17 protein-coding genes are annotated in these 16,031 nt (G+C 39.5%); 14 read left to right on the top strand and 3 right to left on the bottom strand.

Annotated elements, in window-relative coordinates; all coding sequences use genetic code 11:
- Positions 1-33: 33 nt before the first annotated feature.
- The 3 genes from MHI51_RS14570 (at position 34) to MHI51_RS14580 (ending at position 2,762) form a co-directional block, all read left to right on the top strand.
- The gene (locus MHI51_RS14570; RefSeq protein WP_036678084.1) at positions 34-261 is read left to right on the top strand and encodes a hypothetical protein; all 228 of its coding nucleotides are present in this window, start codon (positions 34-36) and stop codon (positions 259-261) included.
- Between the two features lie 129 nt (positions 262-390).
- Positions 391-1,551 carry a DHHA1 domain-containing protein gene (locus MHI51_RS14575; RefSeq protein ID WP_076276455.1) on the top strand — a complete coding sequence of 387 codons (1,161 nt, stop codon included), beginning with the start codon at positions 391-393 and terminating at the stop codon, positions 1,549-1,551.
- Positions 1,552-1,619: 68 nt separating this feature from the next.
- Positions 1,620-2,762, top strand: coding sequence for a copper amine oxidase N-terminal domain-containing protein (locus tag MHI51_RS14580; RefSeq protein ID WP_076276456.1), 1,143 nt, complete (start codon positions 1,620-1,622; stop codon positions 2,760-2,762).
- Positions 2,763-2,835: 73 nt separating this feature from the next.
- On the opposite strand, the gene MHI51_RS14585 is transcribed toward MHI51_RS14580, so the two are convergent.
- On the bottom strand, positions 2,836-3,636 hold the full coding sequence (locus MHI51_RS14585; protein ID WP_076125834.1) for a polysaccharide deacetylase family protein: 801 nt from the start codon (positions 3,634-3,636) through the stop codon (positions 2,836-2,838).
- A gap of 330 nt (positions 3,637-3,966) precedes the next feature.
- Here MHI51_RS14585 and MHI51_RS14590 point away from each other — a divergent pair, with 330 nt between their 5' ends.
- The gene (locus MHI51_RS14590) at positions 3,967-5,508 is read left to right on the top strand and encodes an ABC transporter ATP-binding protein (protein WP_342410811.1); all 1,542 of its coding nucleotides are present in this window, start codon (positions 3,967-3,969) and stop codon (positions 5,506-5,508) included.
- Complete coding sequence (locus MHI51_RS14595) at positions 5,501-7,264, top strand: ABC transporter ATP-binding protein (protein WP_342410812.1); 1,764 nt, start codon at positions 5,501-5,503, stop codon at positions 7,262-7,264. The genes MHI51_RS14590 and MHI51_RS14595 overlap by 8 nt, the downstream gene beginning before the upstream one ends.
- 26 nt (positions 7,265-7,290) lie before the next feature.
- Here the strand turns inward: MHI51_RS14595 and MHI51_RS14600 are convergent, their stop codons facing one another.
- Positions 7,291-8,187, bottom strand: coding sequence for a LysR substrate-binding domain-containing protein (locus tag MHI51_RS14600; protein WP_342410813.1), 897 nt, complete (start codon positions 8,185-8,187; stop codon positions 7,291-7,293).
- 133 nt (positions 8,188-8,320) lie between these two features.
- Between MHI51_RS14600 and MHI51_RS14605 the strand changes: the two genes are divergently transcribed.
- The 5 genes from MHI51_RS14605 (at position 8,321) to MHI51_RS14625 (ending at position 11,552) form a co-directional block, all read left to right on the top strand.
- Complete coding sequence (locus tag MHI51_RS14605) at positions 8,321-9,550, top strand: MFS transporter (RefSeq protein ID WP_076125825.1); 1,230 nt, start codon at positions 8,321-8,323, stop codon at positions 9,548-9,550.
- Positions 9,551-9,606: 56 nt separating this feature from the next.
- On the top strand, positions 9,607-10,008 hold the full coding sequence (locus tag MHI51_RS14610) for an NUDIX domain-containing protein (RefSeq protein WP_076125824.1): 402 nt from the start codon (positions 9,607-9,609) through the stop codon (positions 10,006-10,008).
- A 190-nt stretch (positions 10,009-10,198) separates the two neighbouring features.
- A complete protein-coding gene (locus tag MHI51_RS14615) occupies positions 10,199-10,624 on the top strand; it encodes a DMT family transporter (RefSeq protein WP_076190424.1) in 426 nt (141 codons plus the stop codon).
- 31 nt (positions 10,625-10,655) lie between these two features.
- The gene (locus tag MHI51_RS14620) at positions 10,656-11,114 is read left to right on the top strand and encodes a DMT family transporter (protein WP_076125820.1); all 459 of its coding nucleotides are present in this window, start codon (positions 10,656-10,658) and stop codon (positions 11,112-11,114) included.
- Between the two features lie 120 nt (positions 11,115-11,234).
- A complete protein-coding gene (locus tag MHI51_RS14625) occupies positions 11,235-11,552 on the top strand; it encodes an iron-sulfur cluster biosynthesis family protein (protein ID WP_341002496.1) in 318 nt (105 codons plus the stop codon).
- Positions 11,553-11,653: 101 nt separating this feature from the next.
- On the opposite strand, the gene MHI51_RS14630 is transcribed toward MHI51_RS14625, so the two are convergent.
- A complete protein-coding gene (locus tag MHI51_RS14630) occupies positions 11,654-12,262 on the bottom strand; it encodes a TetR/AcrR family transcriptional regulator (RefSeq protein WP_076190423.1) in 609 nt (202 codons plus the stop codon).
- Positions 12,263-12,519: 257 nt separating this feature from the next.
- Between MHI51_RS14630 and MHI51_RS14635 the strand changes: the two genes are divergently transcribed.
- The 4 genes from MHI51_RS14635 to MHI51_RS14650 all read left to right on the top strand — a co-directional run bounded on the left by MHI51_RS14635 (position 12,520) and on the right by MHI51_RS14650 (position 16,020).
- Complete coding sequence (locus MHI51_RS14635; RefSeq protein ID WP_076276458.1) at positions 12,520-13,287, top strand: SDR family NAD(P)-dependent oxidoreductase; 768 nt, start codon at positions 12,520-12,522, stop codon at positions 13,285-13,287.
- Positions 13,288-13,498: 211 nt separating this feature from the next.
- On the top strand, positions 13,499-14,299 hold the full coding sequence (locus MHI51_RS14640) for a GNAT family N-acetyltransferase (protein ID WP_076190421.1): 801 nt from the start codon (positions 13,499-13,501) through the stop codon (positions 14,297-14,299).
- 35 nt (positions 14,300-14,334) lie between these two features.
- Positions 14,335-15,018, top strand: a complete 684-nt coding sequence (locus tag MHI51_RS14645) for a response regulator transcription factor (protein WP_076125811.1) — start codon at positions 14,335-14,337, stop codon at positions 15,016-15,018.
- A complete protein-coding gene (locus MHI51_RS14650; RefSeq protein WP_405173988.1) occupies positions 15,019-16,020 on the top strand; it encodes a sensor histidine kinase in 1,002 nt (333 codons plus the stop codon).
- The last annotated feature ends 11 nt before the right edge of the window (positions 16,021-16,031 follow it).

Genomic DNA, 16,031 nt, shown 5'->3' on the forward strand with positions numbered 1-16,031 from the left:
TATACTATCACAATCGAAAAGAGGTGGTAGTTTATGACTGCTGCAGAGAAGAGAAAAATTCAAAGAGCTTTGAACGCATTGCGTAAGCAAAGAGTGATTCTGAAAGAAAGTCTTAAAAGAATTGAAGCCATTCTTTGCAGGTTGCCTATTGGCAGTCGTGAAAGATTTGAATTGTTAGCAGTAAGAGACTCAATAGTAGAAGCGCTTCGACTAAATGCAATTGCCATTAGAAATTTAAAAGATGCTACTTGTTCTTGTTAATTACCCTAATACCAGTTCTACGCAGTTTTTGCGTGGAGCTGGTTTTTTTGAAATAATAAGATTCAAACTATCCGTTATGATACTATAAACTTAATATGTCGATAACGTAAAAAAGAGAGGAAACCATTTATGACCAACAAACTATACTACAATTCTACATACCAGACTGATTGGCAAACCCGTGTGACTGAAACCATAGAACGAGAAGATGGTCTTTATGTTCTTTTAGAGGAGACGGCTTTTTATCCGCATGGTGGTGGACAACCCTGTGATCTTGGAGCTATTCAGGGAATCCCTGTGCTTGATGTAATCAGTGAGGAAGAGCTTGTACTGCATAAGCTGGAACGTTTACCTAATGAGGAATCGGTAACTTGTCAGATCGATTGGAATAGAAGATTTGACCATATGCAGCAGCATAGTGGCCAGCATTTGCTCTCAGCGGTTTGTCTAGAAAAATATAACTTTATGACCTTAAGCTTTCATTTAGGTGAGGACTATTGCACTATTGATATAGAAGTGCCAGAACTGTCTGCTGATCAACTGTACTCCATAGAGAGAGAAGTTAATCGGCAGATTTACTTAAATCACAATATTCTCAGCTATTTCGTAACAGGGGAAGAGGCTTCACAGCTTAAATTGGTTAAACAGCCAAAAGTGACAGAGAACATCCGGATTGTTGAGATCAAAGATGTTGAATACAACGCTTGTGGGGGGACACATGTGTCCTCAACGGGTGAAATTGGGATAATTAAGCTTTTAAAAGCTGAGAAAATAAAAGCGAACACGCGGATTTATTTTAAATGTGGATATCGTGCTTTAGAGGAATTTAATACTAGTCAGCAAATCCTTGGAACACTGTCTTCCAAATTCAACACAGGCAAAGATGAGATTATTGATCGAATTGAAAAATGGGAAAATGAACAAAAGCTGCTGCAAGCTGAAATTTACCTGCTTAAAGAAAAAAATGATGACTATGTTGTGCAAGAGCTTTTAAATGAGCAAGCGGGAAAGATGATCGCACAAGTATTTGAAGATAAATCGCTAAAAGATCTACAGAGCTTAGCAAATAAGCTGACTTCGAAATGTGATCTTCCTGTATTATTAGCTACTTCTGCGGAGAATAAGGTTGTTTTTGCGCAGAATGGGAGCACGGAGATTTCCTGTGGAGCTTTTTTCAAAGCTCATCTAGGCAGCTATAATGGTAAAGGCGGGGGCAGCGATAAACTGGCGCAAGCAGGATTCCCAACTTGGGTGGATGCTTTGGCATTTTATGAGTTTGCTAGAGGGTGAGAAGAAACTTTTTCCATTATCTTCCGTCTAATTACATATGATTATAATGTCGAAGGAGACGGATAGATATGAATAAATGGAAGGTAACGCTAGGGATCTTTGCTGTTTTGATTTTAAGTACTGGATATGGATCGGTATCTGCGCAAGCAGACAAGCAAATTCAATTTAACTATAAAGAAATTGGAATCAGCAGTAAACAAGTGATCGCGGAGAATACAACTTTTGTACCCTTGAAATCACTCGCAGATGCTATGGGTTATAAGTTATCGTGGGATCAAAAATCCAAAATGGCCAAGCTGGTACGTCCAGAGCGTGAAGTCATCTTCACCGCGGGTGCTGCAACGTCAAAAGTGAACGGGGCAGCGATGGCATTAACAAAATCTCCTCGTATCATAAAAGGTTCGTTGTACTTGCCATTGGTCTCTGCAGTCAGTGTACTCGGGGGTAAAACCGCGCTTAATAAAACGGATGGGGTTATCCAAATCGTAGATGAACCTAGATTTGTTGCTGCTTCTGTAGAAGGTAGATCCTATTGGATATCTCAAAAAAACGCTAATTTATATTACCGGGCTACGGCAGCCGGGAAACCAGTAATTATTGGCCAACTACCCCTTAAGGAGTCAGCTTACAATCATGGATTTGAGATTAAAAAACTTGGAAATGGCACGGACTTACTCCAGTTAACGGACAATCACTATGCAATGTTTAATGATTTCAGCAACAGCTATCAGGTATTAGTTCAAGCAGGTACAATAATTAAGCAAATGGATTATCATTATATGATCTCTGCTTATCCACATGCGCCTCAAGTACCTTCCACTCAGGTGTATATGACCGATGGGAAGAATGTTCAGTATATTACTAAGGATGGCGGTTTGGGCAAGTTGTTTGAGATGGAGAAATTAACCGGGGCAACCGGTGATTTCATAGTGGAGTACGCCGCGGAGGATGTGGCACTTGTTCGCTTATTAGATACAACACAATTATATATTGTCTACAGCAGTACAGGAGAAATCGTCAATCTCAGTGAACAACTGATTACTAGTGAGGATCGTAAAGAATGGGATAAAGTAAATGATGGCAGAGATCAATACATTCTGAGCAGAATGTTAGGGATGAAAAGCCGTAAGGGGAATGTGCTTACATTCACCTATACGCCAATCCTTGAGGAAAAAGCAAAAACAGTGACATATACACTTCTAGCGAAATAATTCGGAATCACATCAATATAATTAGCACAAAAAAAGAGCGATGTTGGCCAACGCTCTTTTTTTGTGTTTTAGATTATTTCGTAGTCATCATACTTCCACCCTTAATCTGAACGGGTTGATCATTAATAGATACCCAAACATCTATGGCAGAATTGTTGCGGATAATCGTTTTGTCGGCACTTAATTTCAGTGAATACAGGGCAGTGACATAATCATAAATCTCAATATTAGTAGCGTACCAAATATCTGAATGTCCACCTGCTTGTTGGCAAAAAGTTTCGATTAACTCCCAATTGTTCTGCTGTGCGAACTCATAGCTATGGCCCCAAACATAACAGAGTCTTAGTTTCTGGGAGGGTCCTTCCATTGTGAATCGCTCCCAAACCTGATGCAGATCTTCAATATGGTGGCAGGTTGGATGCCATTCCATGAAATTAAGAGGCATATCAAACTGTTTGGTAGAGTGAACAGTGCGGCTGTATTCAATTCCAACGGACTGAAGTGGTGCAATTATCTCCTGAGAGTATGTACCGTAGGGGTAGGACATGCCTCGCACTGGATAATCCACCAGCTTTTCCAATCGTTTACGGTCTTCGAACAACTCTTCAATTACCATCGGTAAAGGAAGACGCTCTAGATGTGGGTGAGTAACGGAATGGGCGGACACTTCATGATTCCTGAGCGAATGCTTAACATCAGCGGGCGATAAGAACCCAGGTGCATTGATCATTGCACTATTTAAATGGAAGGTCCCTTTAATTCCATATTGATCAAAAATACCAGCCAAGCGGATATCGTGTTTCTGGCCGTCATCATAGCTCATAGTGAGCGCCTTTGATAATCCGCCTGGGAATAAGTTGAATTGAAGTTTCATGAATTCACACTCCTATAATTTGGTGAGCTTGAAAGTACTTCTTCCAATTATAAACAATTAACGTTATAATCAGATTCCACGTTTGAAAAGGAAAGAGTTTTCAGTGAAAAATATACACTTAAGGAGAGATGCTATCTGCCTGACTTTCTCTACGTTGTAAAGCTACTCTATGTAAAAGACAAAAGAAACTCACTTTTATATTTTATCACTAACCTGCTGAGCCCACCAATTCTATTTGCAGAGCTGTTCATAACGAAATATGTAGTTGACCTCATTCAGAACTTCACGACTAACGCCTACCTACATATCTTACTATTGGTAAGTTCACTGATGTTAATTTTATATCTGGCTGGCATCAATGGTTCTCTTCGAGCCATTTCTGTAACCAATTTAACGGCAACCAGTATTTATGAACTGGAACATAGTATTTTGGCTAAGACCTCTAAATTATCGACGGCTTTATTGGAAGATCCCGCAACAAAAACGATTAGAGAAAAAGCAAAACGGCTTTCCCTGATCGATTTGTTAGATCAATGGACCGCGGTGACAATCCACTTTATAACATTGATCGCACTAATCGTAGTCCTATCCTGTTATGGCTTTTATATCCTGGCAATGTTCATTTTAGTAGTACAAATTCTGCAGCTTTACCTCATCAGATGGATGTCTCGGAAAGTAGAGGCCATTTCAGCAAATCAAACCTCCTCTGTACGAATGATTAATTATATCGTTGATTTGCTGGTTAGTAGAAATACCCTCCCGGAAGTAAGAATGTACGGAATGTCCTCCTACTTGGTTACCACAATGAAAGAGATCTTTAATGGGAATTTCAAACAAATGCACCGAAAAGTTATTTTATCTGAGACCTTAAGCTTCTCCCAAAGTATAACTATGACTTTATTAAACGGGCTTACGATTGCTATTTTAGCAATTACGCTTGGAGGTAGCGGGCAGAGCGCCGGACTTTTCGTATTATTACTTCAGATATCTAGTCAATTATTTATTGTCATTCCTGCACTAACAAGGATGTATTCTGATCTGACCAAAAGTCGCGTGCGCTTCAATGAGTATAGTGCGTATTTGGAACTTGAAGAGCAAGTTCAAAGAGATCCGGAAGATTCGATAAGGAATACCGATGCGATGCAGATCACAATTCAGCAGTTGAATTATCGTTATGCAACCAATGCACAGGACACGCTTAAAAATATAAACATGACCCTCAAACCTGGTGAACGAGTTGCTTTTGTAGGTGAGAATGGTTCAGGAAAATCTACGCTCATCAAGCTGATAGCAGGGTTATATCATCCAACAGCGGGAAACATCCAGTGGTTTAATGGAGAGCAGGAAGTTCTGGCTCATAACGTCACAAAGGGTGTGAGAGTTGTTTTTCAGGATTTCACTAAATTACATAGACCAATTCGAGAAAACATAGCCATGGGGAATATTGCTGCCATGTATGACGATTCAAGATTATTAGCTGCGATGAGAAAAGCAGAAGCCGATTCTTATGGTGTTGCGTTGGACACTTTAGTAGGTCCACAGTTTGGGGGGATTGATCTGTCTGGTGGACAATGGCAAAGACTTGCGATTGCACGTGCATATCTCAACAACGGCTCGCTTACGATTTTTGATGAACCTACTGCAGCCCTCGATCCTTACGCGGAACAGCAGGCGTTTGAAACCTTTATGAAATTAGGAGAGCAGCAGACCTCCATTATTGTGACACATCGGCTATATATGTCCAAATTCGTTGATAGAATTTTTCTGTTTGAGCATGGAGAAATCGTTGAAAGTGGAACACATGAAGAATTAATGAAGTTGGATGGTAAGTACAGGGGAATGTTTAACCGCCAGTCCTCTTTATATGGCTGAGAAAGGAGAGATTCTGCTGAGAAGAGACCTTAAGAATATTTTAACGATACTGGCACGGATGATTGGAAAAAGTCCAGTAATCTCAACAATAACGATCATAGTTCCTGTAATCAGTGGATTATTAACTTTTTACTCGTATTCTGTTCAAGTTCATATCATTAATGCAGTAGCTGCTGGTGCGATAACCTTTATTCCGATTCTATGGTTTGTTTTAATTCATGGAGTACAAGCCTGTTCATTGAGTATAACCAACATAATGAAAAGTCGAATGAATGCGGAACTAACTCTCGCTTTCCAATCCGAGCTGATAGATATTGCAAATCAAGTTGACTTTGAGGATTTTGATGATGAAGAGTTTGGGAACAAGCTGCAAAGAGCTAAAACAATAGTTGGAGAAGATTTAGAGGGGATTACTGGTTTTTTGCTGTCCAGTGTAGGAAATATCTCAGGACTTATAAGTATCATCTGGTTATCGGCTACAAGTGGATATTTTTTAGTCACACTGGTGGTGGGTTTAATGATCGTATCTACTTTATCTTTTCGAATGTTTACTGAGATTAAAGTTAGAAGAACAGGGCGAGAGCTTACTTTTGACGGAAGAATGGGGGATTATCTAGCTGTAACTTTGGAAGATCCTAATGCGATTAGGGAAATGCGAATCTATAACTCTATCTCCTATTTTACGGATCTCTGGGCAAAGCTTATGAAGAAGCAGCATGATAAAAGGTATAGTGCGAGGAAATTCGAAATCAAAACAGGGATGATTGTGGCTATGGTTCAGACGAGTGCTATTTTTATCGTATTGGTCTATCTGTTAAGTAAAATGGGGGAGTCAAATACAGTTACTGTGGGGACAATCTCAGTATTATTTCTGGCTTTGTTAACTTGTGGTGGTAAAATCATGAGTTTGACTTGGCCGCTAAGCAAGCTTTACATCAGCAGCAGTAAATTATATGACTTAAATGAAGTGCTTACCTATAAAAATAGAGATTTCCGAAAAAATAATATCAATAACAGCTCTGAAGCTATGCTTCCTATTACCGTTTCAAATGTCTATTTTAAATACGCCGAATCCAGTAAGTATGTTTTATCTAACATCAATATGGTCATAAAGCCCGGTGAGAAAATAGCCATCGTTGGAGAAAATGGAGCAGGAAAGTCTACCTTGATCAAATTGTTATTAGGGCAGTACACTGCTAGTTCTGGATCTATTTACTGGAAAGACAGTCCAGAACCTCAAGGTAAAGTATCCGTCGTGTACCAGCATTCTATTAAATTCGAAATGACACTAAGAGAAAACATCCTGTTGGGTGATGCCAAATCTTCGCCGGACGATGTGAAAATACTAAGTATTCTGGAAAAATGTGAGCTGATGGATTTGTTTTACGAATTAGGGGGACTAGATGTTAGGTTAGGTCAAATGCTTGAAGGAAGCAGGCAGCTATCAGGCGGACAGTGGCAAAAGCTGGCGATTGCGCGTGCGTTATATAATGATGCGGATCTTCTAGTGTTTGACGAACCTACTTCTGCGATTGATCCGAATGCTGAGATGCAGATCTATACACAATTATTAGATATCTGCCAAGATAAAGCTGCCATCTTCATTTCACATAGACTGGGCTGGGCGAAAAATGTTGATACGATCTATGTTATTGATAATGGAAGTATAGCTGAAGTGGGGCAGCATCAAGACTTAATAAATAATAAAGGGATTTATGCAGATATGTACGCTTTGCAATCATCTTGGTATAACTAAAAATGCTTAGCATAGTAGTTTTCACGTTAATTATATTCATGAGGTTTACTAAAAAAATCCACAGCAAATTTCCGGAAATGTATAGCTGCTTGCGATAAAAAGTGCTTTCTGCTCCATGCGATGCCAAAAGAGCGTTGACATAGTGGTTCTGTTATTTTTAATTGAACAATTTCTGTATTTTGACTTCTTCTGCCTAAGGAGAGAGGGAGGGTGAAGGTGATTCCTAGTCCCATTTCTACTAGGGTTTGAATGGCGCTTACTTCTTCAAGCTCGAACGTAATTTGAGGTTCAAATCCAGCTTGTCGGCAAAATTCATCTGAAATTTCACGGAAATTATATCTAGAAGATAAAGAAATGAAATTCTCACCTGCAGCTTCTATCAAAGAAATACTCTTTCGATTAGTAAAGCGATGATTCTTGGGCACAGTTAAACATAATTCTTCTTCTGCTAAGGTATGCCACTCGATATCTGGTCCGGTAACAGGTGTAGATGATATGCAAAAATCAATCGCTGCACTCTCTAAATCATTTCTCATTTCTAACGCAGAGCCGAGCTGACGTTGGATGATCCGTACATGCGGATGAAGGGTAAGAAATTCTTTTAGTAAAGTGGGCAATACATACGGGAGTGTGGCCGCAATGGAAATTACACCATGTTCAAGTCCAGCCATATCTGTGAGCTCACGCTGTCCTTCTTCAAGTTCCATAAAAGCTTGCTCGACACGTTGCAGATAGGTTTTTCCGAATTCGTTCAATTTTATATTTCTGCCTTGTCGCTCGAATAAGGGAACACCTAAGTTTTTCTCTAAACGCTGTATGGAATTACTAAGGGAGGGCTGAGATACATTTAATTCTTTTGCGGCCTTAGTCATGTGTTCATGGCGTGCAACTGCCTGAAAATATTGAAGCTGAAGGAATTCCATAACAAAAACCTCACTTTACTTATAACTCTAATGTGATCTATCGATCATATAATATGTATTTTACTTAATTAATTTTCAGTCCTATACTATTGTAACATATAAAAAGTTATAGGTAGGATGGAGAGAGTCTGTTGTGATTAGAGAGAAAATATGGACCCGGAATTTTATTGTTGTTTGCTTAAGTAGTTTTTTTATGTTCCTGACCTTTTACATTCTGGCAACTGCATTCCCGTTATACGTAAAGGAAAGCTTACACGGGAATCAGCAGCAAATGGGGTTAGCGATTACTATCTATGTAATAGGGGGAGTTTTGATCCGTCCTTTTTCGGGACAATGGGTCGATAAATTCGGCAAAAAGAAAATGGCGGTTATTGGGCTAACCATATTTCTAATCGCCTGTATTGGTTACTTCGGATCTAATGGAATTGTATTATTCCTGGTAATTCGTTTCCTACACGGAATGAGTTATGCTGTTGCCTCGACAGCTACAAGTACAATAGCCTCGACGCTAATCCCTTATTCACGTCAAGGAGAAGGCATCGGTTATTTTAGCATGTTTATGAGCATTGCTATGGTCATTGGACCCGCATTGGGTCTTTTTCTCTGGAAAGATGAGAATATTAATGTACTACTGTTAGGCGTGTGTGTGATTGCCGCTCTCTCGCTGTTATTCACGTTAGGTGTTCGGATGCCAAAAGAAGATAAGGCTAACGTTATTGAAGCTGTTAAGAAACCTGCTAAGACGCGAAAAGGGCTTCGCTGGAGAGACGTAATCGAGCCGAAAGCCTTGCCGATATCACTTGTCGGATTTACGCTTGCTTTTTCCTACAGCTCCTTGTCTGGATTTATAGCTTCTTTTACGAAAGAAATTCATCAATCACAGCTTACTGGTTATTTTTTTGTGGCTTTTGCAATTATGATTGTATTGTTTCGCCCGGTTATAGGTAAAGTATTCGATAAATATAATGAGCATATTCTCATCTATCCCGGAATTCTAATCTTCGCCGTTGGATTGCTTAGTTTAAGTCAAGCTCGGTCTGGTTTGATGTTAATGATGTCTGGTGTCATTATGGGAATTGGATATGGTGCACTTATGCCATGTTTCCAGACTCTTGCGCTTAAATTAGCGGCTAAAGATCGTAGAGGTAGTGCGAATGGGACCTTTTTCTTGTTATTTGATTTGGGTTATGGAGCGGGCTCGTATTTCATGGGTTTAATTGCTTCTTATACGGATTACCGAATGATGTATGAGGTTGCGGGGGGAGTAACACTTCTCTCTCTTGCTGCGTACTATTTGCTTCATCATGTACCTCAGGCCAAAGCTAAGCTGCACATACAAAAATCAAATATAGACGTTGTATAAATAGATGGTCTTGGCTGTATGATATAATTATTAGAAAAAAATATGGGGAGAACTGTATGACTACAATCATTGATAAAATTGCATGGATTCATATTCAGAATGGACAAGTTTTGTGTGCGCGTTCCAAAGGGAAAGATACCTATTATTTGCCTGGAGGAAAAAGAGAAGCTGGAGAAACAGACGAGGAGACGCTCGTGCGCGAAATCGAGGAAGAGATCTCTGTTCGTATTAAACCAGAAACCATCTCCTATTTTGGAACCTTTGAAGCGGAAGCTCACGGTAAAGCTGAAGGCGTCATAGTTAAAATGACATGTTATATCGCGGATTTTGAAGGTACACTTAGTCCTGCGTCGGAAATTGAAGAGTTATCCTGGTTATCTTATAAGGATCGAAATCGTGTTTCAGTCGTTACACAGATCATTTTCGATCAATTGCATGAGCATAAATTACTTTCCTAATCCACAATTTAAAGTTCTGAAAGCCCGTTTTAAGCCTAAGAGATGGCTTGAGGCGGTCTTTTTTTTGAAAATATACGAAAGGCTTATAGGGGCAACAACATCGTTTATTTTGGTTTAGGACAGATGTCCTTTTTTAAAGGCCTGAATTGCTTTTTAATATGTAAGAGATCGAAGTTGAGGAGAGAGAGAAATGAGAGGAATTATATTTGCGTTTTTAGCGGGGGCTTGTATCACTCTGCAAGGAGTATCTAATGCTCGAATTAGTCAAGATATTGGGACTTGGCAAGCTGCGACAATTACACAGTTAACAGGATTTATCATGTCGTTACTAATCCTCTTATTTGTTAGAGATGGGAAATGGCAAGGATTAAAAGAAGTAAAACCATTATATCTAATTGGCGGATCTTTTGCCGCAGTCGTTATTTTCAGTGAAGTCACTGCCATTCAACAGATTGGCGTTACTTTTACTATATCGACATTGCTCATTGCACAGCTATGCTTGACCTTCTTAATTGATATTAAAGGCTGGTTTGGGATGGAAAAACGACAAATGAGACTCCCACAGTTTATTGGAATAGGGTTGATGATTGCTGGAGTAGTGATTTTGAAATTCTGAGAATACAATCAACAACTGGAGGAGTTACGTTATGATTTTAGGGTTAATATTAGCGCTTGTCGCGGGTTCATTCGTTAGTTTACAAAATATTTTTAATACGAAGGTTAATCAAAAGGTTGGATCTTGGGCCACAACGACGTTAGTATTAGGGTTGGGTTTTCTGGCGTCCTTTATTATGAGTCTTATCTTTGAAGGCGGCCGAATATTTACTTTGCGAAATATGGAGCCTTGGTACTGGATCAGCGGATTGATCGGGGTGGGTGTAGTAATCTGTCTCGTGCAAGGCACCAAACGTCTTGGGCCAACCTATGCGATCTCGATCGTATTAATCTCTCAGCTTGGGTTTGCTTTATTGTGGGATTCCCTCGGCTGGTTAGGGCTTGAAAAGGTTCCTTTCACCTGGAAGCAGTTGGTCGGAGTACTCGTGATTGTTGGCGGTATTCTAGTATTTAAGCTAGGGGGTGCCCGGGAGACTCAAAAGTCGGCTTAATTATCCTCAGACTCATGTTTGTCAAAAAAGAAGTGATGGCAGTCACACGAGGGTGAAAGCAAATCAATCTATACTTTGGGAAAGTAGTAACTCAATTATAAATAAGGAGCAGATCATCCAATGTTCATACAATTGAACTCTCTAACTACAGAAAAGTTAAATGAAAACCTTGGTGAACGACCAGGTTATTTTAAATTGTTCTTCGATACAGAGGGCTGTGGTTGTAATGGCGTGATCGTAATTCAGATTATTAGTGAACCCCATGCTACAGATATTGAAGTTCAGAAAGAGCCCTTTACTTTTTTTGTGGACCGTCAACAGGAATCTTTATTTGATGAACAGATGCGACTTGAAGCAGATGAGAGTTACCCGTCATTCAGATTAAGTAGTGATTCGGGCCTGTTAGGAAGCAATATTCGAGTAAAAGATATTCGCTGAGTAGAGCACTGCTACACTAAAAACCAGAGCATTTGAGCTCATCTCTCAATGCGCTGGTTTTTTAAATTTCGTTCCTATATATGGCACTTGCAATTCATTTCTTACCCATTAGATTTTTTCATAAAAGCTATATGGTCTATTTTGCTGTTCACCAGTGTAATTAACTGTTCTGCCATATAGCTCGCCGAATATTTGAAATTGACTTCAGCCCAGTGCATAATGACACCTACTGTAGCAGACATTTGGTAACTCAACATAATTTCATAATCCACAGGAGCAGCATCAGCTTCTATCTCAATTCGCATATCCTCACGCATGGATTCCCGTAAACGGTCGAACAGTTCAACAGTCATTTTCCCTCGTTCCACTGCGGATAAGGCTAAAAACTCCGCTTTATGCCCCTCAATATATTCGAACAGCTGCAGAATGGAAGGGAAGACCTCCGTTGCCTCAATACGTTCCAATCCCTCATAAGGGTCTAATAGCGCCTCACCTATACCCTGTAGAAATTCATCATGTATTTCCTTAAGCAAAGCCTCTTTACTCTCAAAATGTTTATAAAAAGTCCCTCGATTGTAATCCGCTCGATTAGTCACGTCCAATATTGTAACTGAATCATAACTATTTTCCAATATTAGCTCAACGAATGCAGATTTCAGAGCTTGGCGTGTTCTTCTGGTTCTTCTGTCTTCATGTTCTTCCTGTATCAAAAAAACTACCTCCAGCTATGATCTTTTTATCGTTCATTTATAGTTCTTATTTTAAAAGTAACAAAAGATCAGCTAATGTTCAAGATTTAGACATAAGTAAACACGTAGAGCAAGTATGTTGGTTAGGCGACATTACTTAAAATTCTGATTATTGAACAGGTTAACTAATGGGGTGTACTCTAGTAATAGAGATAGGTTATCCCATCTCCTAAGACTATAATATATAGCCAATTCATAACAAAGGATGCGAACATACAATGAGTGAATCATATGTAAAAACTGCTGTAATTACTGGAGCTGCAGGTGGAATCGGTAAAGAGCTTGCCCGTCGATTGTCTGATCGTAAACTGAATCTTGTACTTGTCGATCTGAATGAAGAAGCGATAAAAAATGTCATCCAAGATTTAGGCTTAAATGAATCTAACTCTTTAGCTGTAGCTGCGGATGTCTCTAATGAAGAAGACGTTCAGAATTATGTTAATAGAGCGGTAGAAAAATTTGGAACCATTGATTATTTTGCAAACAATGCCGGAATTGAAGGTCCGGCAGGTCAAATCGAAGAGCTTAACGTTAAAGCACTTGATCTTGTATATAACGTCAATGTACGTGGTGTATTTCTTGGACTACATTATGTAATTCCTGTGATGAAAAAACAAAAATCAGGCGCTATTCTGAACACTTCTTCTCTGGCAGGACTCATGGGTGCACCAGGTATGGCCCCTTACATTATGTCTAAGCATGCTGTAATTGGTCTGACTCGCGTAGCTGCAAATGAGCTTGCACCCCTTGGTATTCGTGTAAATGCGGTACTCCCAGGAACGATCAATACACAAATGATGCGTAAAATTGAAAATAATTTTGGAAGCGCAGAAGAATACAAGACAGCTAACGAAGCTGCAACACCTATGGGACGCTACGGAGAACCGCAAGAGGTTGCCGCTGTGATGAACTTCCTTCTGTCGGATGAGGCTTCATTCGTAACGGGTTCTCTATATACAGTCGACGGTGGTATGATAGGTCAATAATGCAAGCTGATTTCGATCATTAAGGATACTCCAAATAAAGGATTGGGCCTGTGCGTCAAGCATTGGGTCCAATTCTTTTTTATTTAGGATACCCGGATCGGATTTTATAATAAGCAATTTGCTGAATTATCTTATAGAATATACAAAGGGGATTTAATCTTTTTAAGTATTGATCAGTGATTTAGATAAATTGTTGGCGAGGAGTGTTCATATGCATGAATTATCTCAACAGGATTTTAATGAAGTGAAACCGTTACTTACAGGTGCTCCTATTCATCCTGAAATTCTCTCCATTATCGAGGGAAATAATCCGGGCTGGATTTTTGTAGATCAACTTGTAACACCAAAAAGCGCGTTGGTATGGAGTAAGGGGATGCAAGGATTTTATATTATAGGCGATCACACCAATGAGTTATTTATTAAGAGCTTAGATAGTTATATATCCAGTCATATTGCACCGAGGATGAAAAAGCTTGGGCTGGAGTATTTTGAAGTCTCAGGTCAACACAATGAATGGAATCTGGCATTGATGTTTCCTTCTAGGAAGCTATATCCTTTTGAACAAATGGTGTTCAAGTTATTCCACAAGCCCGTTGAGTCCCTTAATAATGCGATTAGAATTATAAATCTTAAAATGCTGGACTGGGAGGACTTAGATCTAAAGAATATAGAATTTGTACATGATAATATTGATTTATTCTGGTCATCGAAAGAAGACTTTAGGGCAAAAGGCTATGGATATGCTGCTGTTGAGGGAACTGAGATTATGGGTGTATGTTATTCTAGTTTCGTTACGGAGGATACACATGCTATCGGAATTGAAACTCTCTCCAAGTATCAGAATAGAGGAGTGGGGACTCATTTAGCGGCCTTAGTAGCGGAGGATATACTTACAAATGGTTTTACACCTTACTGGGACTGTTCATTAGATAATGAAGCTTCCCGAAAGCTAGCGCTCCGTTTAGGATTTCAGCAAATTCATCAATATAAGTGTAGTGCTTTTTCAATATGACGGTTTCGCAAATTATTAGGTTAGGATGAACATTGATGAGAATATTGCTCGTAGAGGACGATAGAACGATTGCTTCAGGACTTGAATATTCCTTGCAGCAGGATCATTTTGAAACTATTTTATGTTATGATGCAACCTCTGCTAGGAGGGTGTTGGCGGAGCGGTTATCTGAAGTAACACTTTGCATTTTTGATCTCTCTCTACCGGATGGCAGCGGATATGATCTGTGTAAGATCGTGAAGGAGCGGAGCGATATTCCGGTCATCTTTTTAACTGCGATTGATGACGAAGTTAATGTAGTGATGGGACTTGATATGGGAGCAGACGATTACATAACTAAGCCATTTCGGATTCGCGAGCTGTTATCACGCATTAAATCGGTGTTAAGGAGATATAACAAGCAGGCTCAAACTCCATCTAATTTTGAACTAGAGAATATACGGATTAATACGCTTGAAGGAAAAGTTTATAAGAACGGCGATGAAGTTCTGCTAACAGCATTAGAATATCGTCTGCTTCTGATATTTGCTAATCATGTGGGACAAGTCCTTTCCAGAAATCAGCTGTTAGAGCGGATTTGGGATGTCGCCGGAGAATTTGTAAATGATAATACATTATCTGTGTATATTAAACGCTTAAGGGAAAAGTTAGAGGATAACCCGCAAGAACCCACACTGATCAAAACAGTACGCGGTTTAGGGTATAAGGTTGGTGATTAGATGTTACGAAACAGAGAATTTAGATGGTTATTACTAACGATGACTACGATCAGCCTTCTGGCGATTATAGGAACGGCATTTATTTCATCAGCAGCGATGGGGATCACGGCGGTAACTTCAGTTCTGCTTATAGGTTGTTGTTTATTATTTACCCGCTGGAGATACCGCGAAATTGAGAAGCTTTCAGGGTATCTACGTCAAATTAGCAGCGGTAATTATTCGCTCGATGTTCGTGATAATCAGGAAGGCGAGCTTAGTATCCTGAAAAATGATATTTATAAGGTGACGTTGATGTTATCGGAGCAGCGTTTGCTTTTGCAAGAGGATAAAATAAAGCTTACCAATGCGATCTCCGACATTTCCCATCAGCTCAAAACACCACTTACCTCCATGACCGTGATGGCAGATTTATTAAGTGATCCTGATCTGGACGTTGAGAAAAGAATAGAATTTACGCGGAAAATCAGCCTTCAGCTCGATCGGATTGGCTGGCTGGTTTCTTCATTATTAAAGTTCTCAAAGATCGATGCCGGAACCATTCAATTTAAAAAAGATTCCATAAAAGTAAAGAAGCTTGTTCAGAAATCTATGGAGCCCATACTGATTCCAATGGATATTAAGGAGCAACGGATTCAAATCGAAGGTGAAGACGCCACCTCATTCATAGGCGATTACAATTGGACAACTGAGGCGATGATTAATATTCTGAAAAACTGTGTAGAGCATACACCTGCTGGGGGAGAGATTACGATTTCTTTTGCAGAAAACACGCTGTTCACGGAAATTGTCATTACTGATAATGGAAAAGGAATTCCTAAAGCAGAGATCCCCTATATTTTCAAACGATTCTACAAGGGTACAAATGCAAACGAAGACAGCGTTGGAATTGGACTTGCCTTGGCGCAAAGTATTATCACTGAACAAAACGGCACGATTGATGTGGTGAGTGAAGTAGGAAAGGGTACACAATTTCGGATCAAATTTTACAAGCAAGTGATTTAACACTTATGGCT

The organism is Paenibacillus sp. FSL H8-0260 (assembly GCF_045040625.1).
GTDB lineage: Bacteria > Bacillota > Bacilli > Paenibacillales > Paenibacillaceae > Paenibacillus_AQ > Paenibacillus_AQ odorifer.

Coding starts and splice junctions, on each gene's coding strand:
- MHI51_RS14570 (WP_036678084.1), top strand. CDS start 34: ATGACTGCTGCAGAGAAGAGAAAAATTCAAAGAGCTTTGAACGCATTG.
- MHI51_RS14575 (WP_076276455.1), top strand. CDS start 391: ATGACCAACAAACTATACTACAATTCTACATACCAGACTGATTGGCAA.
- MHI51_RS14580 (WP_076276456.1), top strand. CDS start 1,620: ATGAATAAATGGAAGGTAACGCTAGGGATCTTTGCTGTTTTGATTTTA.
- MHI51_RS14585 (WP_076125834.1), bottom strand. CDS start 3,636: ATGAAACTTCAATTCAACTTATTCCCAGGCGGATTATCAAAGGCGCTC.
- MHI51_RS14590 (WP_342410811.1), top strand. CDS start 3,967: ATGTTAATTTTATATCTGGCTGGCATCAATGGTTCTCTTCGAGCCATT.
- MHI51_RS14595 (WP_342410812.1), top strand. CDS start 5,501: ATGGCTGAGAAAGGAGAGATTCTGCTGAGAAGAGACCTTAAGAATATT.
- MHI51_RS14600 (WP_342410813.1), bottom strand. CDS start 8,187: ATGGAATTCCTTCAGCTTCAATATTTTCAGGCAGTTGCACGCCATGAA.
- MHI51_RS14610 (WP_076125824.1), top strand. CDS start 9,607: ATGACTACAATCATTGATAAAATTGCATGGATTCATATTCAGAATGGA.
- MHI51_RS14615 (WP_076190424.1), top strand. CDS start 10,199: ATGAGAGGAATTATATTTGCGTTTTTAGCGGGGGCTTGTATCACTCTG.
- MHI51_RS14620 (WP_076125820.1), top strand. CDS start 10,656: ATGATTTTAGGGTTAATATTAGCGCTTGTCGCGGGTTCATTCGTTAGT.
- MHI51_RS14625 (WP_341002496.1), top strand. CDS start 11,235: ATGTTCATACAATTGAACTCTCTAACTACAGAAAAGTTAAATGAAAAC.
- MHI51_RS14635 (WP_076276458.1), top strand. CDS start 12,520: ATGAGTGAATCATATGTAAAAACTGCTGTAATTACTGGAGCTGCAGGT.
- MHI51_RS14640 (WP_076190421.1), top strand. CDS start 13,499: ATGCATGAATTATCTCAACAGGATTTTAATGAAGTGAAACCGTTACTT.
- MHI51_RS14645 (WP_076125811.1), top strand. CDS start 14,335: ATGAGAATATTGCTCGTAGAGGACGATAGAACGATTGCTTCAGGACTT.
- MHI51_RS14650 (WP_405173988.1), top strand. CDS start 15,019: ATGTTACGAAACAGAGAATTTAGATGGTTATTACTAACGATGACTACG.